A 22,387-nucleotide genomic window follows, 5' to 3' on the forward strand; every position below is an offset into this window, starting at 1 on the left:
GCTACGCGACTCGCTTGGTGTTTCACTTGGTGTTTCGCTAAGCCACTGTGAGGGCGAGAACGAGGAAGATGATGCCCAGCAGAGGCGGAACTCCCTGAATCGCTGCCGCGCGTGCCAGCTTCGGTTGAGACGTGATGAGCACTACTGCGGCGAGCAGCATGCTGAGCGTCGCGAACATTGCGAGAGCAATACCCGCCGGCCACAGGTTGAGTGACCCGATCATGACGAGTCCAGTTCCGGCTCCGAGAGCAAGAAACGCGTTGTAGAAGCCTTGGTTGTAGGCCCACGGCTTGATGATCGCGGCCTCCTCGACGGTGCGCACACCGAAGGTTTTCTGCACGCGCGTTTTGTGCCACAGCACGCTCTCCATGAAGAAGATCATGATGTGGATGAGGGCGGCGAGAAAAACAAACGTGGAGCCGAGGATGGCGAAGGCACTGTTCATACCCGGAAGTCTGGCACAGGGCGGGTGGGCGTGCAGGTTCTAAGCGTGCACGTCAACCACGGTGCGGCCACGAGTGCGCCCGGCGATGATGTCTTCTCCAGCGGCGATGGTTTCACTCAGTCCGATCACGGATGTTGTTCCCTCAAGAATGCCGAGGTCGAGATCACGTTCGAGTCGACTCCACGCTTCGAGTCGCAGCTCGCGCGGGGTGAAAACAGAGTTGATGCCGACGAGGCTCACGCCGCGAAGGATGAAGGGCATCACGCTCGTGTGCAGGTCGCTCGATTGGGCATTGCCGCATGCGGTCACCGTTCCGCCGTACTGGGTGGCGGCGATTGCGGAGGCGAGGGTGGTGCCGCCGACGGCATCAATGGCGCCGTTCCAGCGCTGCTTCATGAGCGCTCGAGGTTCGGCGCTGAGCTCGGCTCGATCGATGATCGTTGTCGCCCCTAGGCGGCGCAGGTATTTGTGTTCGCTCTCCCGACCGGTGGATGCCGTTACGGTGAATCCGAGTCGGCTGAGCAGCGCGATCGCGATCGAACCAACACCACCAGCGGCCCCGGTGACGAGAACGTCTCCCGTGACGCCGCCGCGTTCGATGGCGAGCACGGAGAGCATTGCAGTGAACCCAGCAGTGCCGATTGCCGCTGCTTGTTTGTTGCTGATTCCTTCAGGGACGGGGATGACCCAGTCGCCGGGAACACGAGCGCGTTCGGCGAAACCACCATGGTGGGTTTCACTCAAGCCGCAGCCGTTGACAAGGACCCGCTGACCAGCATAAAAACGTGAATCATCTGATGCCGAAACGACGCCGACGAGGTCGATCCCGGCGATCAGGTGTGGCTCGCGAACGATGCCTGGCCTGCCCGTGAGTGCGATGCCGTCTTTGTAGTTCAAGCTTGAGAACTCGACATCGATCGTGACGTCGCCGGGCATCAGGATGCTGTCATCCAGTTGCTCAGAAAGCTCAACGTGTGCTGGAGCTTTGGGGTCGGACTCGTTTTTGGTTACTTCAATTCCACGCCACATAACGCCAGCCTAGAACGGCCGGCTGTATTGTGCCTCGGTGCTTTCTAGCCGAAGAGGATCGATGCTTCGTCGTAGCGTGACTGCGGAACGGTGTTGAGTTTACCGAGGGCATCCTCGAAGGCAACGTTGGTGATCTCGGTTCCCCGCAGTGACACCATGCGACCCCAACGGCCGTGAATGACGGCGTCGACTGCCGCCATGCCGTAGCGAGTGGCGAGCACGCGGTCGTAGGCGCTTGGTGTTCCCCCACGCTGGATGTGACCGAGAGTCGTCGAGCGGGTTTCGAGTCCGGTGAGAGCTTCAATCTCTGGCGCAAGCATGTCGCCGATTCCGCCAAGGCGGGGGCGCCCAAACGCATCGAGGCCACGTTCGGAGTGTGCATCATCCATGGTGTCGAGGGTGAAACCTTCGGCAACGACGACGAGCGGTGCACGCCCACGGTCGCGGGCGGAGGAAACCCACTCCACGATCTGTTCCATGCTGGTTTTCTGTTCGGGGATGAGGATGGCGTGAGCGCCGGCAGCCATTCCCGAGTGCAGGGCGATCCAGCCAACGTGGCGGCCCATGACTTCGGCGACCATGCAGCGACCGTGTGAGTCACCGGTGGTGCGGAGGCGGTCCATGGCGTCGGTGGCGATCTGCGTGGCAGTGTCAAAGCCGAACGTGTAGTCGGTGGCGGAGAGGTCGTTGTCTACCGTCTTGGGGACTCCGACGATCTTGATGCCGGCATCCGTCAACCTCTTGGCGGCAGCGAGGGTGCCTTCTCCGCCGATGGCGATGAGCGAGTCAACTCCGAGGCGTTCCATGTTTTCGCGCACAGTTTCTGCGCCGTCGGTGCCTTCGAAGGGGTTGGTGCGGGAGGTGCCAAGAATGGTTCCGCCCTGTTTGGAGATGCCTTGGATGTCTTTGCGGGCCAGGGGCATCGCGTCGCCTTCGACGACTCCCCGCCAACCATCGCGAAAGCCGACGAACTCCTTGTTGTAGACCTGAGTGCCTTTGAGCACTACACCGCGAATGACCGCGTTCAGTCCGGGGCAGTCGCCACCGCTGGTCAGGATCCCAATCTTCATGGAACTATCATGGCGCATCTTGACCGCAATGCGAGCCACGGGGTGCTCGGTGGTTAGGCGACAGTCTCTGAGACGGTGAACGGATGCGCGGCACACGCCACGCTGTCGGCGTGCTCATCGCACACGACGAACTGTTCGCGGCAGGCCGGGTTGTGGCAGTTCTCGATGCGCTTGGTGGCGGCACCGCACTGGTAGCAGGCGCCGATTGCTTTCGTGTCTGCCGTGAAGTCGATGGCCATGCGCTTGTCGAAAACGTAGAGCGAACCGTTCCACAGGCCGGAGTCGCCGAATTTTTCGCCGTAGCGAACGATGCCGCCATCGAGTTGGTAGACCTCGCCGAATCCGCGACTGCGCATGAGGGAGGAGAGAACCTCACAGCGGATGCCGCCAGTGCAGTAGGTGACGATTGGTGTGTCTTTGAGGTGGTCGTATTTGCCGCTGTCGAGTTCGGCTACGAAGTCACGGGTGGTGTCGACATCCGGAACTATCGCATTGGTGAATTTGCCAATCGCGGCCTCGATGGGGTTGCGACCGTCAAAGAAGGTGACCTCTTTGCGGGCAACAAGTTCGTGGAGTTCTTCTGGACTGAGCTTCGTGCCGCCGCCGACAACGCCGTTTTCGTCGACCTGCAGCTCACCGGGAGCACCAAAGCTGACGATCTCGTCGCGCACCTTCACGCTGAGCTTCGGAAAGTCGCCACCGATGCCTTCGCTCCATTTGAAGTCAATGTTCTTGAACGCGGGGTAGTCACGCGTTTTGCGAATGTAGCGCTTCACATCTTTCAGCTCGCCGCCGACGGTGCCATTCATGCCGTCTTTGGAGAGGATGATGCGACCGCCGAGCCCGAGGGACTCACAGAGGTCGCGCTGCCACAGCCGCACAGCCTCCGGATCGGCCAGCGGCGTGAACACGTAGAAGAGAAGGATCTTAGGAACAGCCACGGGGCAAGTTTACGGCTGTTCGCTGGGTGTGGCTCGCGTAGCGCACTGCGCTTGAACCGGCGCGGATTGAAAGTGCGTGAGAGCGCTCTCTTGACAACAACACTGACAGTCGCCTAGGGTAACTCTCACACTCGTGAGAGCGCTCTCACAGAATTTCAGCAGAGCGATACGAGGATCACCACATCCCATCTAGGCACCACCCGCACGTACACACAAAGGAGTGACCGTGAAGCGTTTCCCGCGCACCAAAATGGCTGCAGTCGTAGCCGGCGCAGCATCCATCGCCCTCATCACCACAGGCTGTTCGGCAGGCACCGACTCAGGTTCGTCGGCCGGCGGTGACGTCACACTGACCGTCGCCACGTTCAACGAATTCGGGTACGACGACCTCTTCGCAAAGTACGAAGAAGCCAACCCGAACGTGACCATCAAGCACAAGAAAGCCGCAACCTCGAACGAGGCGCGCGACAACCTCACTACCCGCCTCGCAGCAGGTAGTGGGCTCAGTGACGTCGAAGCCATCGAAGTCGACTGGCTGCCCGAACTCTTGCAGTACTCGGACCAGTTCATCGACTTGGCTTCGGCAGACGTCGACGGTCGCTGGCTGGACTGGAAAGAAAAGGCTGCAACGGATGCCGACGGCCGCCTCATCGGCTATGGCACCGACATCGGACCTGAGGCCGTCTGCTACCGTTCCGACCTCTTCGAAGCAGCTGGACTGCCGACCGATCGCGCTGAAGTTGCCGACTTGCTCGGCACAAGCTGGGACAGCTACTACGCTGCCGGCGAGAAGTTCGCATCAGCTGGTACGAACGTCCCGTGGTTCGACTCGGCCGGAGCAACCTGGCAGGGTGTCGTCAACCAGCTCGAAAACGCCTACGAAGAAAATGACGGTACCGTCATTGCCACCGAGAACCCCGAAGTGCGCCAAGCCTACGACGATGTTCTCAACGCAAGCGGCACCCTATCCGCGCACCTCTCACAGTGGAGCGACGACTGGACCGCAAGCTTCCAGAATGACGGCTTCGCGACCATGCTCTGCCCGGGTTGGATGCTTGGCGTAATCTCCGGAAACGCCGACGGCGTCGCTGGATGGGACATCGCAGACACCTTCCCCGGTGGCGGCGGCAACTGGGGCGGCTCGTACTTGACCGTTCCGACTCAGTCGAAGAACCAAGAAGAAGCGCAGAAGCTTGCAGCGTGGCTCACTGCCCCTGAGCAGCAGCTCAGTGCGTTTGCTTCGAAGGGAACCTTCCCGAGCCAGATCGACGCTCTTGCGAGCGACGAACTCCTCGGAGCGACCAACGAGTTCTTCAACGACGCGCCGACTGGTGAGATCCTCGCCAACCGGGCCGCAGCCGTCTCTGTAACACCGTTCAAGGGCGCGAAGTACTTCGCCATCAACGACGCCATGCAACAGGCGATCACTCGGGTTGAAGATGGCCTGATGTCGGCTGATGAGTCGTGGGCTCAGTTCGAGACCGACGTAAAGTCGCTCGGCTAACGAGAAACAACTCGGTGGTCGGGCTTCGGGCAAGTCTCGATGGCTCGACCACCGCTTCTCGAACAGCGTGCCAAACCACCACTGCTCAACCTCCGTGCCGTCGGCACCTGGCCACTACTGCGCCCCACCACCGCGAAACGTAAGGACAACCGATGACCGCCGCGATCGACGTGGATGCCCGGAGCCTCCGCCGCATTGCCCGCAATCACCGTCTCAGCCGGTGGGATGTGCGCTTCTCCCCGTACCTCTACATTTCGCCATTCTTCATTCTGTTTGCGCTGGTCGGTCTTTTCCCCCTGCTGTACACGGCTTGGGTCTCGGTGCACGACTGGAACCTGATCGGCGGTCAAGGCGACTTTGTCGGCATTGACAATTACGTCACCGTACTCAGCCAGCCGTACTTCTGGACCTCGCTGCGCAACACCTTCAGCATCTTCCTCTTCTCCAGCGTTCCGCAGGTACTTATCGCGATGGGCATCGCCGCCTTCCTCGACTACAACTTGCGTGCGAAGACTCTGTGGCGCATGGGCGTGCTCCTGCCCTACGTCGTCGCCCCTGTCGCGGTCGCCCTCATCTTCAGTAACCTTTTTGGGGATCGATTCGGACTGATCAACGAACTCCTCGGTGGCATTGGCATCGACGCAATCCGGTGGCATGTCGATGTCATCCCGAGCCACCTTGCGATCGCCACCATGGTCAACTTTCGTTGGACCGGCTACACCACTCTCATCTTCCTTGCCGCTATGCAGGCGATTCCCCGCGACTACTATGAGGCCGCGATCATCGATGGTGCCAATCGACTGCGCACTTTCTGGTCGATCACTGTTCCGCTACTGCGCCCCGTGATCATCTTCGTCATCATCACCTCCACCATCGGCGGACTGCAGATCTTTGACGAGCCTCGGATGTTTGACCAAGCGGGCCAAGGCGGAGCCAACCGACAGTGGCAGACGCTCACTCTCTACATTTATGAGCTCGGGTGGGGCCAGCGCAACTTCGGCCGTGCTTCGGCCGTAGCCTGGCTGCTCTTTCTCGTGATTATTGTGATCGCCATTCTGAACTTCGTGATCACCCGCAGAATTGCCGGCTCCACTGAACGACGTATCCGGACGAAGGGCAAGCGATGAAAAAGAAGCAACAGGCAGGCGGCCACGATCGGCGCCCCGGGTTCTGGGTCTACGGAATCCTGATTGCTGTGCTCTTCGGCTCCGCTTTTCCGATCTGGTGGTCGTTCTTGATCGGCAGTCAAGATGCTGCCGCTATCAACAAGAACGGCATCAACTGGATTCCGGGCGGCAACTTCCTCGCCAACGCCGCCAAGGTGATCGACACTGTCCCGTTCTGGACAGCGCTCATGAACAGCATCATTGTCTCTTCCAGCGTCGCGCTCAGTGTCGTGGTGTTCTCGACCCTCGCAGGCTATGCCTTCGCGAAGCTGAAGTTTCGCGGGAGGGAGGGTCTGCTGATCTTCGTCATCGCGACGATGGCCGTGCCGACGCAACTGGGCATCGTTCCCCTGTTCATCGTCATGTCCCGCCTGGGTTGGACGGGAAGCCTCTGGGCTGTCATCGCTCCTGCGATGGTTACGGCATTCGGCGTGTTCTGGATGACCCAGTACTTGCGCGATGCGCTGCCCGACGAGCTCATTGAGGCGGTGCGCATGGATGGGGCATCCATGATCGGTAGCTTCTGGTACGTCGGCCTCCCTGCCGCACGCCCGGCCGCTGCAATGCTGGCGCTGTTCACCTTCATTGCAACGTGGACGAACTTCTTTTGGCCGTTCATCGTTCTCGACCCTGGCAACCCGACGTTGCCGGTCGCGCTGCAGCAGTTGCAGGCTGCCTACTACGTCGACTACTCGCTTGTACTTTCCGGCGTCGTGCTCTCGATCATCCCGCTGGTCCTCGTCTTCATCTTCCTTGGCAAGCAACTGGTTGCCGGAATCATGCAGGGCGCGGTCAAGGGATGACCGTGCAGGAGTTTTCAACAGTGACAAAGAATGAGGACATGACTATTTCAGACCCCCGCGCCTTCCCCGCAGGATTCCTCTTTGGTGCGGCGACTGCTGCCTACCAAATTGAGGGCGCGACCCATGAGGATGGTCGAACAGATTCGATCTGGGATACTTTCAGTCGCGTTCCCGGGGCCGTGATCAATGGGGAAAGTGGCGAGATCGCGTGCGATCACTACCACCGCTATCGCGACGATGTGGCTCTGATGAAGGACTTGGGGCTGCAGACCTATCGCTTCTCAACGTCGTGGTCGCGAGTGCAACCTGACGGCGGTCCGGTCAATCCGAAGGGGATTGATTTCTATTCGCGTCTCGTCGATGAGTTGCTTTCTGCGGGCATCAAGCCGTGGCTGACGCTGCACCACTGGGACCTCCCGCAGGCGCTCGAGGAAAAGGGCGGCTGGGCTAATCGCGACACGTCATACCTTTTCTGTGACTATGCACTCAACGTGCACGATGCCCTCGGCGACCGTGTTGACGTGTGGACGACGCTCAATGAGCCGTGGTGCTCCTCCTTCCTCAGCTACACCGCCGGCGTTCATGCCCCCGGACGCCAAAGCAAGCAAGCCGGGCTCGCCGCCGGCCACCACCTCCTGCTGGGTCACGGTCTTGCGGTTGAAGCGCTGCGGGAACGCAACCCCAAGCTCGAGCTCGGCATCACACTCAACCTGACTGTTGCGAAGCCCGTCGACCCCGCTAGCCCCGGTGATGTTGATGCTGCCCGTCGCATCGATGGACAGTTCAACCGGTTCTTCCTTGACCCCATTTTTCGCGGTGCGTACCCTGACGATCTGCTACAGGACGTTGCTGGGCTTGGTCTCACCGACGTCATTCACGACGGCGACCTCGCCCAGATCGCGCAACCGATCGACGCTTTGGGCGTGAATTATTATCACGGCGAGTTGGTCAGCGACCGGCCAGCCGAGCATCCGCTTCTGGGGGAAGCCCCCACCGACCGGGCAACGAGCTCTCCGTTCCCCGCTGCCGATGGTGTCTACAACCACCCGCAGGGACTCCCGCTCACCGCGATGAACTGGGAAGTTCAGCCTGACGGACTGCGCGAGCTCTTGGCTCGAGTCGACAGCGAATACGCTCGGCCGTCAGGCACGAAGCTCTACGTCACCGAAAATGGCGCTGCCTACGACGACACCATTGACGCAGATGGTGGCGTGCGGGATGTCGAGCGAACCGAGTTCCTGCAGACACACTTGGGTGCCATCCTCGACGCCATCGCTGAAGGCGTTGACGTGCATGGCTACTTCTATTGGTCGCTGCTCGACAACTTTGAGTGGGCGTGGGGATACGAAAAGCGCTTCGGTATTGTGCGGGTCGACTACGTAACGCAAGAACGCACGATCAAGGACAGCGGGTTGGCGTACGCCAAGATCATTCGCGACCGGGCTCTCTCCTAAGGGGGAGTCCGCACTTATGGAGAGGGCATCTCGTGTGCACAAATAGACTGGGGTTATGACAGTCTCAGTGCGCCAGACGCGCCCTACGCAGCCCACCTTGGAAATGGTGGCTGCGGAGGCAGGGGTGTCGCGGGCGACCGTGAGTCGGGTGGTGAATGGATCGACGAAGGTGAACCCGGAGATCGTCGCCGCCGTAAATGCTGCTGTCGAATTTCTTCACTACCTGCCTAATCGGGCCGCTCGCTCGCTCGCGAACCGCCGAACTCAGGCACTTGCCCTCGTTGTCCCCGAGGATATGACCCGATTCTTTGGAGACCCGTACTTTGCGGCGATTGTTCAAGGGATCACTCGCCGCCTTGATGAGAGCGACTACACGCTTAATTTGCTCGTCGCATCAAGCGACCCTCAACACAAAACAATGCGTTATCTGCGCTCGGGCAGTGCTGACGGAGCCCTAATTATCTCGCACCACACCGGTAACGACTTCGTGGCCGAACTCGAAACAACAATGCCGGTTGTCTTCGGTGGGCGCCCTGAGGATGATGACAACACGGATGCCTATTTCGTCGACGTCGACAACGCCGAGGGTGCCGAGACGGGGACCCAACATCTTGTCGACATCGGTCGTCGTCGTATCGGCTCGATCACCGGACCGGTCGATATGTCTGCCGGGATTGACCGGTTCAATGGTTTCCTCCGCACTCTCACGCGTGCGGGTATCGCCACGGATGCAATCGAGCACGCCGACTTTTCGGTCGCCGGTGCCGCAGCGGCCACCCGCAAACTGCTCGAACGTTGCCCTGACATCGACGCCCTCTTTGTTGCGAGCGATCTCATGGCAACAGGGGTGCTTGACGTGCTGCGCGAACAGGGGAGGGTCGTACCGAGGGATGTTGCCATCGTGGGGTTTGATGACAGCCCGGCTGCGGCATCCGCTGCTGTGCCTCTCACGACGGTGAGTCAGCCGTCTGAGGAGATGGGCTTCGCGATGGCGGACACTCTGCTGCGACTGCTGAGTGGAGACACGACCGTTCCGCACCGCACCATCATGCCGACGTACCTTGTGGTGCGCGACTCGGCGTAGTTTCGCTGATTCGTGTTGGCCGACGCGTGAAGCGTTATCGGTGGCGGCGCGTAGCCTAGCTTTATGACTTTCGCGCGCTCCGCCGTCGAGCCTGTGCGCACGAGTTACGCACCAGGTCGTCCGGTTGACGTGCGCGCAACCCTGCAACCGCTCAAGCGTGGTGCTGGTGATCCGACGATGCAGACGGATACCGCGGGCACGTGGCGAACTATGCTCACGCCTGCTGGCCCGGCCACGCTTCTCCTCGTGCAACAACGATCGCACGTGGAGTGCACTGCGTGGGGTGCCGGAGCGGAGTGGGCGATTGACAGTGTCCCTGAGTTGCTGGGGGAGGGCGACGACTGGAGCGACTTCGATATCTCGGCGCTTCCGTTTGCTGCTGAGGCTCAGCGCCAGAACCCTGGGCTTCGGCTCACTCGCACGAAGCTCGTGTTTGAGGCACTCGTGATGGCAATTCTGGAGCAGAAAGTCACGGGCATTGAAGCGAAGCGGGGCTGGCGCATCCTCGTCACCAAGCATGGTTCACCGGCACCCGGTCCCGCCCCGGCCGGGATGCGCGTCGTGCCGCCGCCGCAGGGTTGGGCGCGGATTCCGTCCTGGGAGTGGCACCGCGCGGGAGTCGGGCCCCAGCGCTCGGCGACCGTGATGCGCGCGACGCAAGTGGCGGCATCCCTCGAGCGCACCGCCGACTGGGGGCGCGGCGGCCCGCGCATCGAAGCCGCGCTGCGATCAGTCGTGGGCGTCGGAGTGTGGACAGCCGCCGAAACCGCGCAGCGCTCGCACGCTGACCCCGACAGCCCGAGCGTCGGCGATTACCACCTTGCCGCGGTCGTCGGGTGGGCCCTCATTGGCGAACCCGTTGACGATGAGCGGATGCTCGAACTGCTCGAGCCCTGGCGCGGCCACCGTCAGCGGGTTGTGCGGCTCATCACGGCATCCGGGTTTCGCAAGCCAGCTTTCGGGCCGCGGATGACGATCCAGGATCACCGGGGGCACTAGAGGCACTCGGGAGACGCGCCACGCTACCGCGAGTTCAGTGCGGCAGTTCCATTTCTCGTTTCACGCCTGCCAGTGCCTCTGGGGCCAGTATCACCAGATCATCCCGACCAGTGGTGAGTGACAACGACTCTTCGCCGAGTAATTCTGTGATCTCGCTCGCATTGAGTTGACGGTAGCCGCCGCTCATGCGATCGCCCAGTCTTCAGCCCGCGAGAGGATGTTCTTGTTAAGGAACACCGGAGGTGTTCGCGCTCGCAGCCAGTCCCGAAATTCTGGACCGGGTTCGTCGCCGGGTGAGGTTTCATGGGGCAATGACGGTGCATCGAGCATCCATTGGGGTGGGGCTTGGCCCGCACGTTCAAGACCGTACGCAAAGGCGGTAGCGAGGAAGGTGTCCCAGAGGGGAATCCCGATCAGTCGAGACGGTTGCTCTGTGGCCCAGGCGGGGATGTGTTCACCGGTTTCGCCGGCGCGAATCAGGCGCCCGACGCCTTCGGTTAGATCTCTAATGGCCGACTCCGAGTCGCCTTTTCGCAGACTTCGCGCCATCGCCCGGGATACCGTCTCCGGCGAGAGCAATTGAGCTGTGCCTGTGGGCTGCGGGTTGATCGCCCATCCAGTGGCAGCGAGCAGGCTTTGCATGGTCGCCCAGGTCGGATCAATTTCTTCGTGCTCGATCCGGCTGATGGTCGACTGCGCGATACCGGCTCGGCGCGCGAGTGCGGCCTGGCTGATCCCCGCGCGAGTGCGAGCGGTACGGATCGTTTCGGCCGCGAGCGTCATCGGTTCTCCCATCTCGAGTCACGAGTACTGAGTTTCAGTGTAATACCGAACGTATGCGTATACGCATAGAATTCAAAATTACGGATGCTGCGTAGGTGATCCCCATACGCGAGGTTGCGCGACCCCAACGAAACGCCAGACCACGCCCTAGGCTAGAACCATGGCGGGAATCACCACCCCACGGTCGAAGCACTTTTCTGCGCTCGCCCCAGAGCGCGAGCCCCGACTGGCGTTCCCTCCGCGCGGTAGCTCGCTGATCGGCCCCGTTGAGGCCCCCGGTCTGCATGTCATGACCTACAACATCCGCCGGCGCCTGCCCAAACTTATTCCACGTAACCCCGACCAGTGGCGGCACCGTCAGCCGCTGATGAGGCGCCTCCTCCTTGCCGAACAACCGGCGCTGGTCGGCGTGCAAGAAGCCCTCTTCACTCAGGCGCGCTTTGTGCACAAGGCGCTGGGGGAGCACTACCGTTCGCTCGGCCATGGTCGCGAAAAGAACACGGGTGGCGAAGGCTGCCCCATTTTTTATGACTCCCGTCGTCTGCAAGTGGTCCAATGGCGACAGTCCGCGCTCTCCGATACTCCGGATGTTCCAGGATCAACTTCGTGGGGCAATCGCACCCCACGCATTGTCGTCGAAGCTATCTTCCGTGACCTCGCCACCGGCATCCACTTTCAGGCCGTAAACACGCATCTCGATCACCGTTCCCGCACCTCGCGCCTTCGCTCGGCCGAAGCGTTGAGAAACATCGTGCAGTCGACACCGCATCCCACCATCATGACCGGCGATTTCAATACGGATGCTGACACTCACCCTTATGACCAGCTCACCGGTAACGGGCTGCTGGTCGACACCTGGAACACGGCCGAAGAGCGTCTCACTCAAGCGTGGGGAACGTTCCCCGATTACGGCCCGCCCAAGCGCAACCGCAAGCGAATCGACTGGGTTCTGGCAACGCCCGACGTGACCGTAACGCAGACAGGCATCAACGTCACACGGTATTCGGGCGGGTGGCCGTCGGATCACGCACCGGTGCAGGCCGTTGTGCGTTTCGCCGGGGCAAAATAAGATACCCCACTAGAGCATCCCTACAAACGATTTACAATCTCGATCACGATTCACCTAATCTGGGCGAGTGAATCTGATCTTCCGCACCATCCTCCACCGCATCCTCAGCACGCGTCGTTCAGCGTTGGGCATCAGGGATGTCGGAAGCATGTCCTTCCGGGTGCTGCCGACCGACATTGATGTGCTCCGCCACATGAACAACGGTGTCTACTTCTCGATCATGGACATCGGCCGCATGGACCTCCTGATTCGTGCCGGCGGCTGGCAGAAGCTCTCCGCCAAGGGCTACTACCCGGTGATGGCGAACGAGACCATCAGTTTTCGCAAATCACTCGACCTGTGGAAAAAGTTTGACCTCGAAACGCGCGTCGTCGGGTACGACGAAAAAGCGGTTTACGTGGAGCAACGTTTCGTAGTTGGTGGCGAAATCTATGCCCAAGCAATGACCCGCGCCCGCTTCCTGAAGCGCTCCGGCGGCACCGTCAGTGTTGCCGAACTTCTCGACACCATCGGATGGGATGGCGAACAGCCGGTGCTTCCCGAGTGGGTTCAGGAGTGGGCTGATCATGTTGCGCTGCCCGTCAGTCGCGCAGAAGCGCCGAGCATCTGGGAGTAGCCGCCGCCACACAGGTCGGCACGACCACTCTCACGTGGATCTCATTGAATCCGCGGTAGCCTCGGCGAAAGAGGGGCGGCTATGAAGGTATTGATCGTTGAGGATGATGTGCGCCTCGCTGATGTGATCCGTCGCAGCCTCGGCGAGGCCGGGTATGCGACCCACGTTGTGCACGATGCGCCTGGCGGTAGTGAAGCATTTGAGGTGGATGCTACCTACGACCTTGTGGTGCTCGATCTGATGCTTCCCGGGCTCAATGTCGCCGCCGACGAACCCGCAGGCATGGCGGTGTGCCGCCGCATCCGCGAACTCGACACCAACGTTCCGATACTTATGCTCACCGCCCTCGACGGGATGCGCACCAAAGTCGACGGACTCGATGCTGGCGCAGATGACTACCTTGTGAAGCCCTTCCATCTTGTGGAGTTGCTCGCACGAGTGCGCGCGTTGTTGCGTCGCTCCCCGCAGGCGCAACCCCCAGTGATTTCAGTGCGCGGCGTTGCGCTTGATGCATCGACTCGCACCGCCGAGCGAAATGGTCGGCGCATTCCGCTCACGGCCAAGGAGTTCGCCGTGCTCGAGTACCTCATGCGCAATGCCGGACGCATCGTGAGCAGCACCGAGCTCATTGACCACGCGTGGGATAGCAATTTCGAGGGATTCAGTAACGTCGTGCAGACCTACATTCGCTACCTGCGGCAGAAACTCACCGCTGGGGGAGAGCCAGATGTGATCGAGACGCGGCGTGGGTCGGGCTATGTGATTGAACAGAGTGAGTCAGTTGAAGAGCTGAGCGCCGAACGATGATTTTCCGCCGTGCGATTCGACGCCTCACTCTTACCTACACAGCGGTGCAATTGGTGCTGTTTGGAGTGTTCGCGCTCGCGGTTTATTTCTATGTCACCGGCACCTTCGACTTTGACACCGCCGAAGTCCAGGGCGAGGGAGGTTTGGCGAGTGCAGAACAGAGTTTCGCGACACTGAAGAACGCACTGGTAGTTATCTACGCCGGCCTGCTGCTGGTCGTTCCGCTCACGAGCTGGCTGATGGCCCGCGCGGCGTTAGCCCCGGTGCGTCGCAGCTACGAACTCCAGCAACGGTTTGTCGACGGGGCATCTCACGAGATGCGCACGCCGCTTGCCGTCATTCAGGGTGAGCTTGAACTCGCCCTCACGCGTTCGCGAACTCCAACCGAATACGAGCGCGCCATCCGCGTGGCGGCCGACGCGACCGCAGGTTTGGTGCGGCTCACAAACGACCTGCTGCTCCTCTCGCGAGGCGAATCGCACGAGCTGGCCTTGGGGTTCTCCGAGATTGACCTCATTTCTCTGGTGTCGGATGCCGCAGCCGAAGCATCCGCTCGGCAACCCGCGCTCGCGCCTGTCGTCGTCGATTCGCCAGCAGTTGACCTGGGCGGCGGTGGTGTTGGGCGCATCCGCGGGAGCGAAGAGCTGCTGGGTCGCGCAGTGAGTAATCTCATCGACAATGCGCGCAAATTCAGTGCCGCCGACGATGAGGTGCAGGTGAGCATCCGGTCGCTCGGAACGCACGCGGAAATTGAGGTCCATGATGAAGGAATTGGGATGTCGACCGTCGAGCTCGCGCACGCACGCGATCGCTTCTGGCGGGCAGACGCTGCCCGAAACCGTGCAGGGCATGGTCTTGGGCTCGCTCTCGTCGACGAAATCGTCCGCGCGCACGGCGGCAGCCTAATAATCCGTTCAGAGCTGGGTGTCGGCACTGTCGCGATTGTGCGGCTTCCTCTTCGGTGACTTCACAGGCTTATCCACTCTCATCCTGATCTCACGGGCCGATTCGTAGCGTAGTTATGTGGCCGCGACACTGCTGCCCACACCGACGAAAGGATCTACTCATGGAGAAGAAGACCAAGGCTCTTGGTGGCGCGGGGCTCGCAATCGTGTTGGCGCTTGCCGGAGGAGCAACGCTCACCGCGGCGGCACAAGCCCCCGAGCCCAGCAGCCAAGTCCAACAGGCAGACACCGGCATCGAGGATGGCACCAACGACGGCGAGACCGCGGATGACACCGATGCTGTCGAGGTTGAAGACGGAATCAATGATGGCGAGATTGCTGACGATGGTGTCGAGGATGGCACTAACGACGGCGAGACGGCCGACGACGGTCCCGGTGCTCAGCACGAAGACACGACTGATGACGTGAATGGCGTCGAAGTTGAAGACGGCACCGCCGACTAGCCAGCTAGATCACCCACGCGGACGGGTCGCGCCTTCGGGTGCGGCCCGTTGTGTTGTGCGGTGACGCGAGAGCTATTCCGGAGCTAGCGCCTGAACGACCTCTTCGAGCACTTCGCGGCACGCGATGATCGATGGCCGGCTGACGCTCGAGTCGCGTACCGAGGTGAAGACCGTGCGGCGGGGGAGGCCCGGCATGGGATGCAACTCAACGCTCGGAGTGCGGCTGCCCCACACGAGGCCAGGCAGGATTGCTGTCGCATGACCGGATTCGACTAGACGGATGTGGGCCTGAAGGTCGGCAGTTTCGAAGCGTACGTCGGGTTCGATTCCCGCTCGCCGGCACTGCTGTTCTGCCCAGTGGCGGGATGCGGTGCCGCGTGGCTCCATCACCCAAGAACTGCCGGCGGCTTCAGCGAGGGTCGTGATTCCGCTGGCGATGGGCACAGCGAGGGAGAGTTCGTCGGCGTAGAGGGGGATCATGTCGAGGTCAGGATGCCGGGGGGCTGCATGGCCGGGGTACTGTTCGGCGATCACGAGGTCGAACTCGCGCGTCCAGGTCTCGAAGAGGGCACTTTCGGGTTCGCGCTGAGTCATCTCGATGCGGAGCTGGGGGTATTCTCGGGCGATCACGCTGAGAGCTTGCGGAATGATGCCGAGGGCTGCGGACTGGAACACGGCGAGGCGCACGGTTCCGCGCACTTCAGTGAGAGAGGAGTGGATCTCCGCTTCCATCAGTTCGAGGCGCTCGAGGAGGGCAACAGTGTGCTCGACGAGGAGTTCTGCTTCCGGAGTTAACTGCACGCGACGACCCGCTTTAACCAGCAGGGGAACGCGAGCTTCTTCCTCCAAAAGAGCCAGTTGTTGGGACACCGCGGAGGGCGTATAACGCAGCGCGCTGGCGACGGCGGCGATGGTTCCGCGCAGTTTGAGTTCGCGCAAAAGTCGTAGTCGTCGAACGTCGAGCATTTCTCCTCCAATAGTTAACTAATTCTAAGGGATATCGTGCGAATTCCGTCGCTTTTGCTAAAGGCACCATGGGGCACACACTGAGAGTTCCAGCCACAACCCCGTTCGGAGGCCTATTCTCGTGAGCATGTCAACTCATACCGACAACCTTGATGCTTCACACCAGCAGATCGCCGACCAAACGGTAGCCACCGTTCGTCGTTGGCTGGCTGAAAGTGAAGAGTTTCCCACCGATGCGAGCGCCACGCGCCTCGCCGGTGTACTGAAAGACCCGAACGGACTCGAGTTCACTCTTGGCTTCATTGACACCGTTGTGCGTCCCGAAGATTTGCGTGTCGCCGGCCGCAACCTTGAGCGCCTCACCCACATCATTCCGGCCTTCTTGCCGTGGTACCTCCGCTTCGCCATCCTCGTCGGTGGTGGCTTCGCGCCACTTCTGCCGTGGATCATCGTTCCGATCGCGCGTCGCGTCCTCCGCGGCATGGTCGGTCACCTCATCATCGATGCAACCCCAGCCAAGCTCGACAAAGCCCTCGTTCACCTTCGCCGCGAGGGTGTGAACCTGAACCTCAACCTGCTCGGTGAAGCCGTGCTCGGTGATGACGAAGCAGACAACCGTCTCGCCGGCACCCGTGCCCTCTTGAACCGGGATGACGTTGACTACGTCTCCATCAAGGTGTCGTCGGTCGTTTCCCAACTTTCCATGTGGGCTTTCGATGAGACTGTCGACCGTGTTGTTGACCGTCTCACCCCGCTCTACCTGCTCGCGCTGCGCTCGCCGCAGAAGAAGTTCATCAACCTCGACATGGAAGAGTTCAAAGACCTCGACCTCACTATCGCGGTCTTCGAGAAGCTTCTCGACCAGCCAGAACTACTCGAACTCGAAGCCGGTATCGTTCTTCAGGCTTACCTGCCAGACGCGCTTGACGCGATCAAGGAACTCACCGCCTGGTCAACGGCTCGTCGCGCTCGCGGCGGCGCCAACATCAAGGTGCGCGTTGTTAAGGGCGCCAACCTCGCCATGGAGCACGTCGACGCGGTAACTCACCACTGGCCGATGGCTACCTGGGGCACCAAGCAAGACAGTGACACCCACTACAAGCGCGTGCTTGATTGGGCATTCACCCCCGAGCACATCGACGCTGTTCGCATCGGTGTTGCCGGCCACAACCTCTTCGACATTGCTTTCGCCTGGCACCTCGCTCAAGAGCGCGGCGTAACTGAGGGTATTGAGTTCGAGATGCTCCTCGGAATGGCTACCGGTCAGGCCGAAGCAGTCAGGAAGGATGTCGGCAGCCTGCTGCTGTACACGCCCGTTGTTCAGCCGAGCGAGTTCGACTCGGCCATCAGCTACCTCGTGCGCCGCCTCGAAGAGAACGCCAGCACCGAGAACTTCATGTCTGGACTGTTCGAGCTTTCCAGCAACGAACACATCTTCGTGCGCGAGCAAGACCGTTTCTTGGCTTCGCTCGCTAACCTCAACACGCCAGCCCAGACCACCAATCGCGTGCAGAACCGCTCCACGCCTGCTGCGATCATCGGCGACCGTCCCTTCAACAACGTGGCTGATACTGACCCCGCCATTGGCGAAAACCGCACGTGGGGTCGCGCGATCTTGGCGCGCAGCGGCGACTCCCAGCTCGGCGTTGACACCGTCACGGCCGGCGCTGTCAGTACTCCCGAGCAGATGAAGAGCATCCTCGATTCCGTCACCGCTGCCGGAGCGAACTGGGGCGGCATGCCCGCCGCTGAGCGCGCCGCGATCCTGCACCGCGCCGGCGACGCGATCGAAGCCTCGCGTGCCCGCCTCATCGAGGTCATGGCCAACGAAGCAGGCAAGACCATTGCAGAAGGTGACGTAGAGGTCAGCGAAGCGATTGACTTCGCGCACTACTACGCCGAGCGCTCTCTCGACCTTGAAGCGATCGACGACGCCACGTTCGTGCCGTCGAAACTCATCGTCGTTACTCCGCCGTGGAACTTCCCGGTTGCCATTCCCGCCGGCAGCGTGCTTTCAGCACTCGCCTCGGGCAGTGGCGTCATCATCAAGCCAGCGAAGCTTTCGCAGCGCAGCGCCGCAGTAATGGTCGAAGCGCTGTGGGAAGCGGGCGTGCCGCGTGAAGTGCTCGCCTTCGTCGATCTGAAGGATCGTGAACTCGGTCGCATCATGATTGCCGACCCCGCGGTCGACCGCGTCATCCTGACGGGGGCGTGGGAAACTGCCGCAATGTTCCGTTCCTGGCGCAACGACTTGCCGATCCTCGCAGAGACGAGCGGCAAGAACGCGATCATCGTGACGCCGAGCGCAGACCTCGACCTCGCCGTCGCCGACGTGACCAAGAGTGCCTTTGGACACGCCGGACAAAAGTGCTCGGCCGCATCCCTCGTCATCTTGGTTGGCTCAGTCGGCCGGAGCGAACGTTTCGAGCGTCAGCTGGTTGACTCGGTGCGCACTCTGCGTGTTGGCCTCCCTCAGGATCCCCTCACCATGATGGGTCCGATCGTTGAGCCTGCTCAGGGCAAGTTGCTTAACGCCCTCACCACTCTTGCTCCCGGCGAGAGCTGGCTCGTGAAGCCACGTCAGCTTGATGACGAAGGCAAGCAGTGGACTCCCGGAGTTCGCACCGGCGTTGTCTCTGGCAGCGAGTTTCACATGACCGAATACTTCGGACCCGTTCTCGGCGTCATGCGCGCCAAGAACCTCACCGAAGCAATCGCGATGCAGAACGCCGTGGACTACGGTCTGACTGCGGGCATCCACTCGCTCGATCCCACAGAGGTTGCTCGCTGGCTCGATGAAGTTCAGGCCGGAAACGCCTACGTCAACCGTGGAATCACCGGCGCCATTGTTCGGCGCCAGCCGTTCGGCGGTTGGAAGCGTTCAGCCGTTGGCTGCCACGCCAAGGCTGGTGGACCCAACTACCTGATGACACTCGGGCAGTGGAAGGCCGTCGAACAGCCTGCCGCTCGCGATATTCAGGTTCGTGGGCTCAGCGACCAGGTGTCTTCGGTGATCAAGAAGGCCCAGTCGGGAATGGACTTCGCCGAGTTCGACCGAGTTCGCCGTGCCGCCGAGAGCGACCAGCGAGCCTGGGAAACAGAGTTCGGTATTAGCCGTGACGTCTCGGACCTCGGCGTGGAGCGCAACGTGTTCCGTTACCGTCCGGTGCCCGTCACCGTTCGCCTGTCTGAGGGTGAGCCCATGGGACACCTCGTGCGGATGATTGTCGGTGCTGCTCGTGTTGGCTCGACCATTCACATCAGCTCGGCTGTTCCGTTGCCGTCCCTGCTCGCCGAATCGTTCGAGGCGGCAAACGCTGCAGTCTCGGTCGCCGATGTTGTTGTCGAGTCGGATGCCCGCTGGAACGAACGCGCAGCGAATGGCGAGCTCAACACCAACCGGGTGCGCCTCATCGGCGGTTCAGCTGTCGATCTTGCTGAAGCGGTTGACGGAAACCCCGACATGGCGGTGTGGTCGGGACCGGTCACCACATCCGGTCGAGTCGAACTGTTGATCTTCCTGCAGGAGCAGTCGCTGTCGATCACCGCGCACCGCTTCGGAAACCCCGACCCGGCCATGGCAGCACTCGAGGTCTAACTCGCTCTAGCGAGTACCGCCAAAATGTGATGGCCGTCGTTTAGCCTAAGAGGATGATTCCCTCGATAGCGCTCAACGACGGCCACAGCATTCCCCAGCTCGGCCTTGGTACCTGGCCACTCAGCGATGCTGAGGTAGCTATTGTCGTACCGACAGCGATCGAACTCGGCTACCGCCATATCGACACCGCGGTGCGCTACGGCAACGAAGTGGGCGTTGGCGAGGGCATCCGTCGCAGTGGTGTTGACCGCGATGAACTCTTTATTACGACCAAGCTCGATGGCGATTTTCAGGGCGATGACCTCGCGATCGATGGGCTGCGTGGCAGCCTCGAACGCCTCGATCTGGAGTATGTTGACCTGCTGCTGATCCACTGGCCACGACCAGAACTCGATAAGTTTCTTTCCACCTGGCGCACATTCGAGCAGCTGCAAGCCGACGGCTTTGTGCGCTCCATCGGTGTCTCGAACTTCAAACCAGCGCACCTTGATGTGCTGGCGGATGCCGGAACCACCGTTCCTGCTGTCAACCAGGTTGACCTGTCGCCGACCAACGCTCGCCTAGCCGAGCGCGCCTATCACGACTCTCGCGGAATCGTCACGGAAGCGTGGAGCCCCATCAAGGGAGTGCTCGACCAGCCGGTATTGCTCGAAATTGCCCAGAAGCATGAGCGCTCAGTGGCGCAGATCTCGCTGCGCTGGCACCTGCAGAACGGCCTTGTAGCGATCCCCAAGTCGGCCAACCCCGAAAGGCTGGCCGACAACATTGCGATCTTCGACTTCGAACTCGACTCTCGCGATCTCGAAGCCATTGCGGCGATCGATGTTCCCGGGTCAGGCGTCGATTCCGATGAGGTCGGGCACTAGCCGGCGGCAACCAAGGTTTCGGCGCGCACCGTGCTGAGAGCGCCATCCACCATATTCACGACGGCGTGCATCCGCGGCAGGTGAACCAGATCGTGGGTGACGAGCAGCGTTGACGTGTTGCGTTCATCGGTGAGGCGCAGAATCAGTTCGATGATGCTTGCGCCACGCTCCTGATCGAGAGCACTCGTTGGTTCATCTACGAGGAGAACCTTGGGGTCATTCATGAGCGCTCGCGCGATGTTGATGCGCTGGCGCTGACCGCCCGAAAGTTGGTGGGGACGCTTGTGCGCCTGATCGGCGAGGCCAACAGCATCCAATAGCTCAGCGGCATGCTCTTTCACAGCAGCGCGCTGTCGGCGGCTACGGGGAGCACCTAACTCGTTCATGACCGCGAGCTGTTCGCGCGCCGTCAACGATGGCAGCAGGTTCGGCTGCTGAAAAACGATACCGATAGCGTCGCGACGCAGCACTGTTGCTTCAGTGGGGGACAATTGCGCGGCATCCACGTCATCAATGAGCACGCGACCGGAATCGGGCCTGATGAGGGTAGCGGCCACGGCAAGCAGGCTCGACTTGCCCGAACCGCTCGGCCCGGTGATGCCGGTGACGGTGCCGGGTCGTGCGGTGAGATTGACATGGTTGACCGCGGTGATGCGACCGTCTCCATCGGGAAAGCTCAGTGTGACGTCATCAAGGTGGATCATCGGGTGCTCCCTAGGGCAGTGAGGGGGTCGGCGGTGGTGACGGAACGTAGAGCAAAAGCGGCACCCGCAAGGCCGAGGGTGATCATGACAATCCCCGGCAGCACGGTAGTGAAGGGGTTCAGGATGAACGGCAGAGCGTTACCCAGGAGAGCCCCGAGCAGTGCTGTCACACCGATGCCGATGCCGACACCGATGAGCAGTACGACGAGCGCTTGGCCCAGGGCATCTCGGACGAGGGACGGCGTAGAGGCGCCGAGCGCTTTGAGTACGGCAATATCGGCTTGGCGCTGCATCGTCCAGACGGTGAAAAACGCACCAATTACGAGGGCGGAGATACCAAACAGCATCGCGACCATGAGGAGGAGAGATCCGATTTCTGAGCGAAATGAACCGACCGCGGTCAGTGAAAGTAGCGCACTGTTGCTGATGGTGTCTGCTTCAGCATTCACGGCATCCCAATCGGTATCGCCCGTGACGGCGATGGTTGTGGCGTAGGCGTCGGGGTTTCCCGTGGCAGCGGAGTAGGCCTGCCAGTCACTCAGGGTCACTTGTGCGACAGGAGTGTGGCTGTACCACCAGTTGCCGCTGACCGTCTCGACCGTGTAGTCGATGCCTGCGATGGTGACGGTGTCGCCGCTCGTGACAGCAAGCGTTGTCGCGGCATCCTCGGACAGCCCGATGGTGCCGTCCCTAGTGGGAGCGGTGTCATCAAAGCCCGCGACCACACCAAAGAGGGCGATGGACGCACTGGAGTTGGCTGACTCGGCTTTCGTCTGAGTGACACCGATCGGGTTCGCAGACTCAACGCCTGGCGCGGAAGCCCACGTGCGCACTTGCTGCTCCGTGATCGCAGAATCAGAAAAACTCGCTTCGGACTCACCCTTGCTGCTCGGTGGCGAGAACACGAGCTGGTCGGCCGGAATTGATAACACCGCTGACACGTTTTGGGCAGCCAGACCGCCCGTCAGCCCGCTGAGGAAGCCGACTAGCAAAGTGATGAGGGCGACGACAGTGCCGATGAGCACGAATCGTCCGCGAGCAAAGCGCAGATCGCGCCAGGCAACAAACATGGGAA

The 22,387-nt window shown here is 61.2% G+C and carries 22 protein-coding genes; 13 read left to right on the forward strand and 9 right to left on the reverse strand.

All coding sequences use genetic code 11. The features are described from left to right. Positions 1-37: 37 nt before the first annotated feature. From AC1ENN_RS00265 to trhO, 4 genes are read right to left on the reverse strand one after another with little or no spacing between them, the layout of a single operon-like run. Positions 38-445: a DUF1304 domain-containing protein gene (locus tag AC1ENN_RS00265; RefSeq protein ID WP_480391527.1), complete on the reverse strand. Its 408-nt coding sequence runs from the start codon at positions 443-445 to the stop codon at positions 38-40. Positions 446-484: 39 nt separating this feature from the next. After that, positions 485-1,474: an MDR family oxidoreductase gene (locus tag AC1ENN_RS00270; protein WP_480391528.1), complete on the reverse strand. Its 990-nt coding sequence runs from the start codon at positions 1,472-1,474 to the stop codon at positions 485-487. 44 nt (positions 1,475-1,518) lie between these two features. After that, a complete protein-coding gene (locus tag AC1ENN_RS00275) occupies positions 1,519-2,544 on the reverse strand; it encodes a 6-phosphofructokinase (protein WP_449647917.1) in 1,026 nt (341 codons plus the stop codon). Between the two features lie 53 nt (positions 2,545-2,597). Next, complete coding sequence (gene trhO / locus AC1ENN_RS00280; RefSeq protein WP_480391529.1) at positions 2,598-3,485, reverse strand: oxygen-dependent tRNA uridine(34) hydroxylase TrhO; 888 nt, start codon at positions 3,483-3,485, stop codon at positions 2,598-2,600. A gap of 250 nt (positions 3,486-3,735) precedes the next feature. Between trhO and AC1ENN_RS00285 the strand changes: the two genes are divergently transcribed. From AC1ENN_RS00285 to AC1ENN_RS00310, 6 genes are all read left to right on the forward strand, one after another. After that, positions 3,736-4,989, forward strand: a complete 1,254-nt coding sequence (locus AC1ENN_RS00285) for an ABC transporter substrate-binding protein (RefSeq protein ID WP_449648214.1) — start codon at positions 3,736-3,738, stop codon at positions 4,987-4,989. A gap of 152 nt (positions 4,990-5,141) precedes the next feature. After that, complete coding sequence (locus tag AC1ENN_RS00290; protein WP_449647920.1) at positions 5,142-6,116, forward strand: carbohydrate ABC transporter permease; 975 nt, start codon at positions 5,142-5,144, stop codon at positions 6,114-6,116. Next, positions 6,113-6,958 (forward strand): carbohydrate ABC transporter permease, encoded by an 846-nt coding sequence (locus tag AC1ENN_RS00295; RefSeq protein WP_341953371.1) that lies wholly within the window; start codon positions 6,113-6,115, stop codon positions 6,956-6,958. Before AC1ENN_RS00290 ends, AC1ENN_RS00295 begins: the two co-directional genes overlap by 4 nt. 38 nt (positions 6,959-6,996) lie before the next feature. Continuing rightward, positions 6,997-8,412 carry a GH1 family beta-glucosidase gene (locus tag AC1ENN_RS00300; RefSeq protein WP_480406343.1) on the forward strand — a complete coding sequence of 472 codons (1,416 nt, stop codon included), beginning with the start codon at positions 6,997-6,999 and terminating at the stop codon, positions 8,410-8,412. Positions 8,413-8,467: 55 nt separating this feature from the next. Beyond that, positions 8,468-9,496, forward strand: a complete 1,029-nt coding sequence (locus AC1ENN_RS00305; RefSeq protein WP_480406344.1) for a LacI family DNA-binding transcriptional regulator — start codon at positions 8,468-8,470, stop codon at positions 9,494-9,496. 63 nt (positions 9,497-9,559) lie between these two features. Next, a complete protein-coding gene (locus tag AC1ENN_RS00310) occupies positions 9,560-10,495 on the forward strand; it encodes a DNA-3-methyladenine glycosylase family protein (protein WP_449647923.1) in 936 nt (311 codons plus the stop codon). 34 nt (positions 10,496-10,529) lie between these two features. Here AC1ENN_RS00310 and AC1ENN_RS00315 read toward each other — a convergent pair whose 3' ends face one another. Beyond that, positions 10,530-10,682 carry a hypothetical protein gene (locus AC1ENN_RS00315; protein ID WP_449647924.1) on the reverse strand — a complete coding sequence of 51 codons (153 nt, stop codon included), beginning with the start codon at positions 10,680-10,682 and terminating at the stop codon, positions 10,530-10,532. Further along, positions 10,679-11,278, reverse strand: coding sequence for a helix-turn-helix domain-containing protein (locus AC1ENN_RS00320; RefSeq protein WP_449647925.1), 600 nt, complete (start codon positions 11,276-11,278; stop codon positions 10,679-10,681). Before AC1ENN_RS00320 ends, AC1ENN_RS00315 begins: the two co-directional genes overlap by 4 nt. A gap of 160 nt (positions 11,279-11,438) precedes the next feature. On the opposite strand from AC1ENN_RS00320, the gene AC1ENN_RS00325 reads away from it, so the two are divergent. From AC1ENN_RS00325 to AC1ENN_RS00345, 5 genes are all read left to right on the forward strand, one after another. After that, positions 11,439-12,347, forward strand: a complete 909-nt coding sequence (locus AC1ENN_RS00325) for an endonuclease/exonuclease/phosphatase family protein (RefSeq protein WP_480406345.1) — start codon at positions 11,439-11,441, stop codon at positions 12,345-12,347. Between the two features lie 67 nt (positions 12,348-12,414). Further along, on the forward strand, positions 12,415-12,963 hold the full coding sequence (locus AC1ENN_RS00330) for an acyl-CoA thioesterase (protein ID WP_480406346.1): 549 nt from the start codon (positions 12,415-12,417) through the stop codon (positions 12,961-12,963). 81 nt (positions 12,964-13,044) lie between these two features. Beyond that, positions 13,045-13,770, forward strand: a complete 726-nt coding sequence (locus AC1ENN_RS00335; RefSeq protein WP_480406347.1) for a response regulator transcription factor — start codon at positions 13,045-13,047, stop codon at positions 13,768-13,770. After that, positions 13,767-14,735 (forward strand): sensor histidine kinase, encoded by a 969-nt coding sequence (locus AC1ENN_RS00340; protein ID WP_480406348.1) that lies wholly within the window; start codon positions 13,767-13,769, stop codon positions 14,733-14,735. Before AC1ENN_RS00335 ends, AC1ENN_RS00340 begins: the two co-directional genes overlap by 4 nt. A 101-nt stretch (positions 14,736-14,836) precedes the next feature. Continuing rightward, on the forward strand, positions 14,837-15,178 hold the full coding sequence (locus AC1ENN_RS00345) for a hypothetical protein (RefSeq protein WP_449647930.1): 342 nt from the start codon (positions 14,837-14,839) through the stop codon (positions 15,176-15,178). A gap of 72 nt (positions 15,179-15,250) precedes the next feature. On the opposite strand, the gene AC1ENN_RS00350 is transcribed toward AC1ENN_RS00345, so the two are convergent. Then, positions 15,251-16,144, reverse strand: a complete 894-nt coding sequence (locus AC1ENN_RS00350) for a LysR family transcriptional regulator (protein WP_480406349.1) — start codon at positions 16,142-16,144, stop codon at positions 15,251-15,253. 127 nt (positions 16,145-16,271) lie between these two features. On the opposite strand from AC1ENN_RS00350, the gene AC1ENN_RS00355 reads away from it, so the two are divergent. Further along, complete coding sequence (locus AC1ENN_RS00355) at positions 16,272-19,742, forward strand: bifunctional proline dehydrogenase/L-glutamate gamma-semialdehyde dehydrogenase (protein ID WP_480406350.1); 3,471 nt, start codon at positions 16,272-16,274, stop codon at positions 19,740-19,742. A 53-nt stretch (positions 19,743-19,795) separates the two neighbouring features. Continuing rightward, complete coding sequence (locus tag AC1ENN_RS00360; RefSeq protein WP_449647933.1) at positions 19,796-20,608, forward strand: aldo/keto reductase; 813 nt, start codon at positions 19,796-19,798, stop codon at positions 20,606-20,608. On the opposite strand, the gene AC1ENN_RS00365 is transcribed toward AC1ENN_RS00360, so the two are convergent. Both AC1ENN_RS00365 and AC1ENN_RS00370 read right to left on the reverse strand, forming a co-directional pair. Beyond that, positions 20,605-21,312 carry an ABC transporter ATP-binding protein gene (locus tag AC1ENN_RS00365; protein WP_449647934.1) on the reverse strand — a complete coding sequence of 236 codons (708 nt, stop codon included), beginning with the start codon at positions 21,310-21,312 and terminating at the stop codon, positions 20,605-20,607. The genes AC1ENN_RS00360 and AC1ENN_RS00365 overlap by 4 nt on opposite strands. Next, positions 21,309-22,382, reverse strand: coding sequence for an ABC transporter permease (locus AC1ENN_RS00370; RefSeq protein WP_449647935.1), 1,074 nt, complete (start codon positions 22,380-22,382; stop codon positions 21,309-21,311). Before AC1ENN_RS00370 ends, AC1ENN_RS00365 begins: the two co-directional genes overlap by 4 nt. Between the last annotated feature and the right edge of the window lie 5 nt (positions 22,383-22,387).

It is taken from the genome of Rhodoglobus sp. G.S.23 (assembly GCF_056675935.1).

Bases quoted from the DNA above. Each gene is read 5' to 3' on its own strand.
- AC1ENN_RS00265 (WP_480391527.1), bottom strand. From the start codon at position 445: ATGAACAGTGCCTTCGCCATCCTCGGCTCCACGTTTGTTTTTCTCGCC.
- AC1ENN_RS00270 (WP_480391528.1), bottom strand. From the start codon at position 1,474: ATGTGGCGTGGAATTGAAGTAACCAAAAACGAGTCCGACCCCAAAGCT.
- AC1ENN_RS00275 (WP_449647917.1), bottom strand. From the start codon at position 2,544: ATGAAGATTGGGATCCTGACCAGCGGTGGCGACTGCCCCGGACTGAAC.
- AC1ENN_RS00285 (WP_449648214.1), top strand. From the start codon at position 3,736: ATGGCTGCAGTCGTAGCCGGCGCAGCATCCATCGCCCTCATCACCACA.
- AC1ENN_RS00290 (WP_449647920.1), top strand. From the start codon at position 5,142: ATGACCGCCGCGATCGACGTGGATGCCCGGAGCCTCCGCCGCATTGCC.
- AC1ENN_RS00295 (WP_341953371.1), top strand. From the start codon at position 6,113: ATGAAAAAGAAGCAACAGGCAGGCGGCCACGATCGGCGCCCCGGGTTC.
- AC1ENN_RS00300 (WP_480406343.1), top strand. From the start codon at position 6,997: ATGACTATTTCAGACCCCCGCGCCTTCCCCGCAGGATTCCTCTTTGGT.
- AC1ENN_RS00305 (WP_480406344.1), top strand. From the start codon at position 8,468: ATGACAGTCTCAGTGCGCCAGACGCGCCCTACGCAGCCCACCTTGGAA.
- AC1ENN_RS00310 (WP_449647923.1), top strand. From the start codon at position 9,560: ATGACTTTCGCGCGCTCCGCCGTCGAGCCTGTGCGCACGAGTTACGCA.
- AC1ENN_RS00315 (WP_449647924.1), bottom strand. From the start codon at position 10,682: ATGAGCGGCGGCTACCGTCAACTCAATGCGAGCGAGATCACAGAATTA.
- AC1ENN_RS00320 (WP_449647925.1), bottom strand. From the start codon at position 11,278: ATGACGCTCGCGGCCGAAACGATCCGTACCGCTCGCACTCGCGCGGGG.
- AC1ENN_RS00325 (WP_480406345.1), top strand. From the start codon at position 11,439: ATGGCGGGAATCACCACCCCACGGTCGAAGCACTTTTCTGCGCTCGCC.
- AC1ENN_RS00335 (WP_480406347.1), top strand. From the start codon at position 13,045: ATGAAGGTATTGATCGTTGAGGATGATGTGCGCCTCGCTGATGTGATC.
- AC1ENN_RS00340 (WP_480406348.1), top strand. From the start codon at position 13,767: ATGATTTTCCGCCGTGCGATTCGACGCCTCACTCTTACCTACACAGCG.
- AC1ENN_RS00345 (WP_449647930.1), top strand. From the start codon at position 14,837: ATGGAGAAGAAGACCAAGGCTCTTGGTGGCGCGGGGCTCGCAATCGTG.
- AC1ENN_RS00350 (WP_480406349.1), bottom strand. From the start codon at position 16,144: ATGCTCGACGTTCGACGACTACGACTTTTGCGCGAACTCAAACTGCGC.
- AC1ENN_RS00355 (WP_480406350.1), top strand. From the start codon at position 16,272: ATGTCAACTCATACCGACAACCTTGATGCTTCACACCAGCAGATCGCC.
- AC1ENN_RS00360 (WP_449647933.1), top strand. From the start codon at position 19,796: ATGATTCCCTCGATAGCGCTCAACGACGGCCACAGCATTCCCCAGCTC.
- AC1ENN_RS00365 (WP_449647934.1), bottom strand. From the start codon at position 21,312: ATGATCCACCTTGATGACGTCACACTGAGCTTTCCCGATGGAGACGGT.
- AC1ENN_RS00370 (WP_449647935.1), bottom strand. From the start codon at position 22,382: ATGTTTGTTGCCTGGCGCGATCTGCGCTTTGCTCGCGGACGATTCGTG.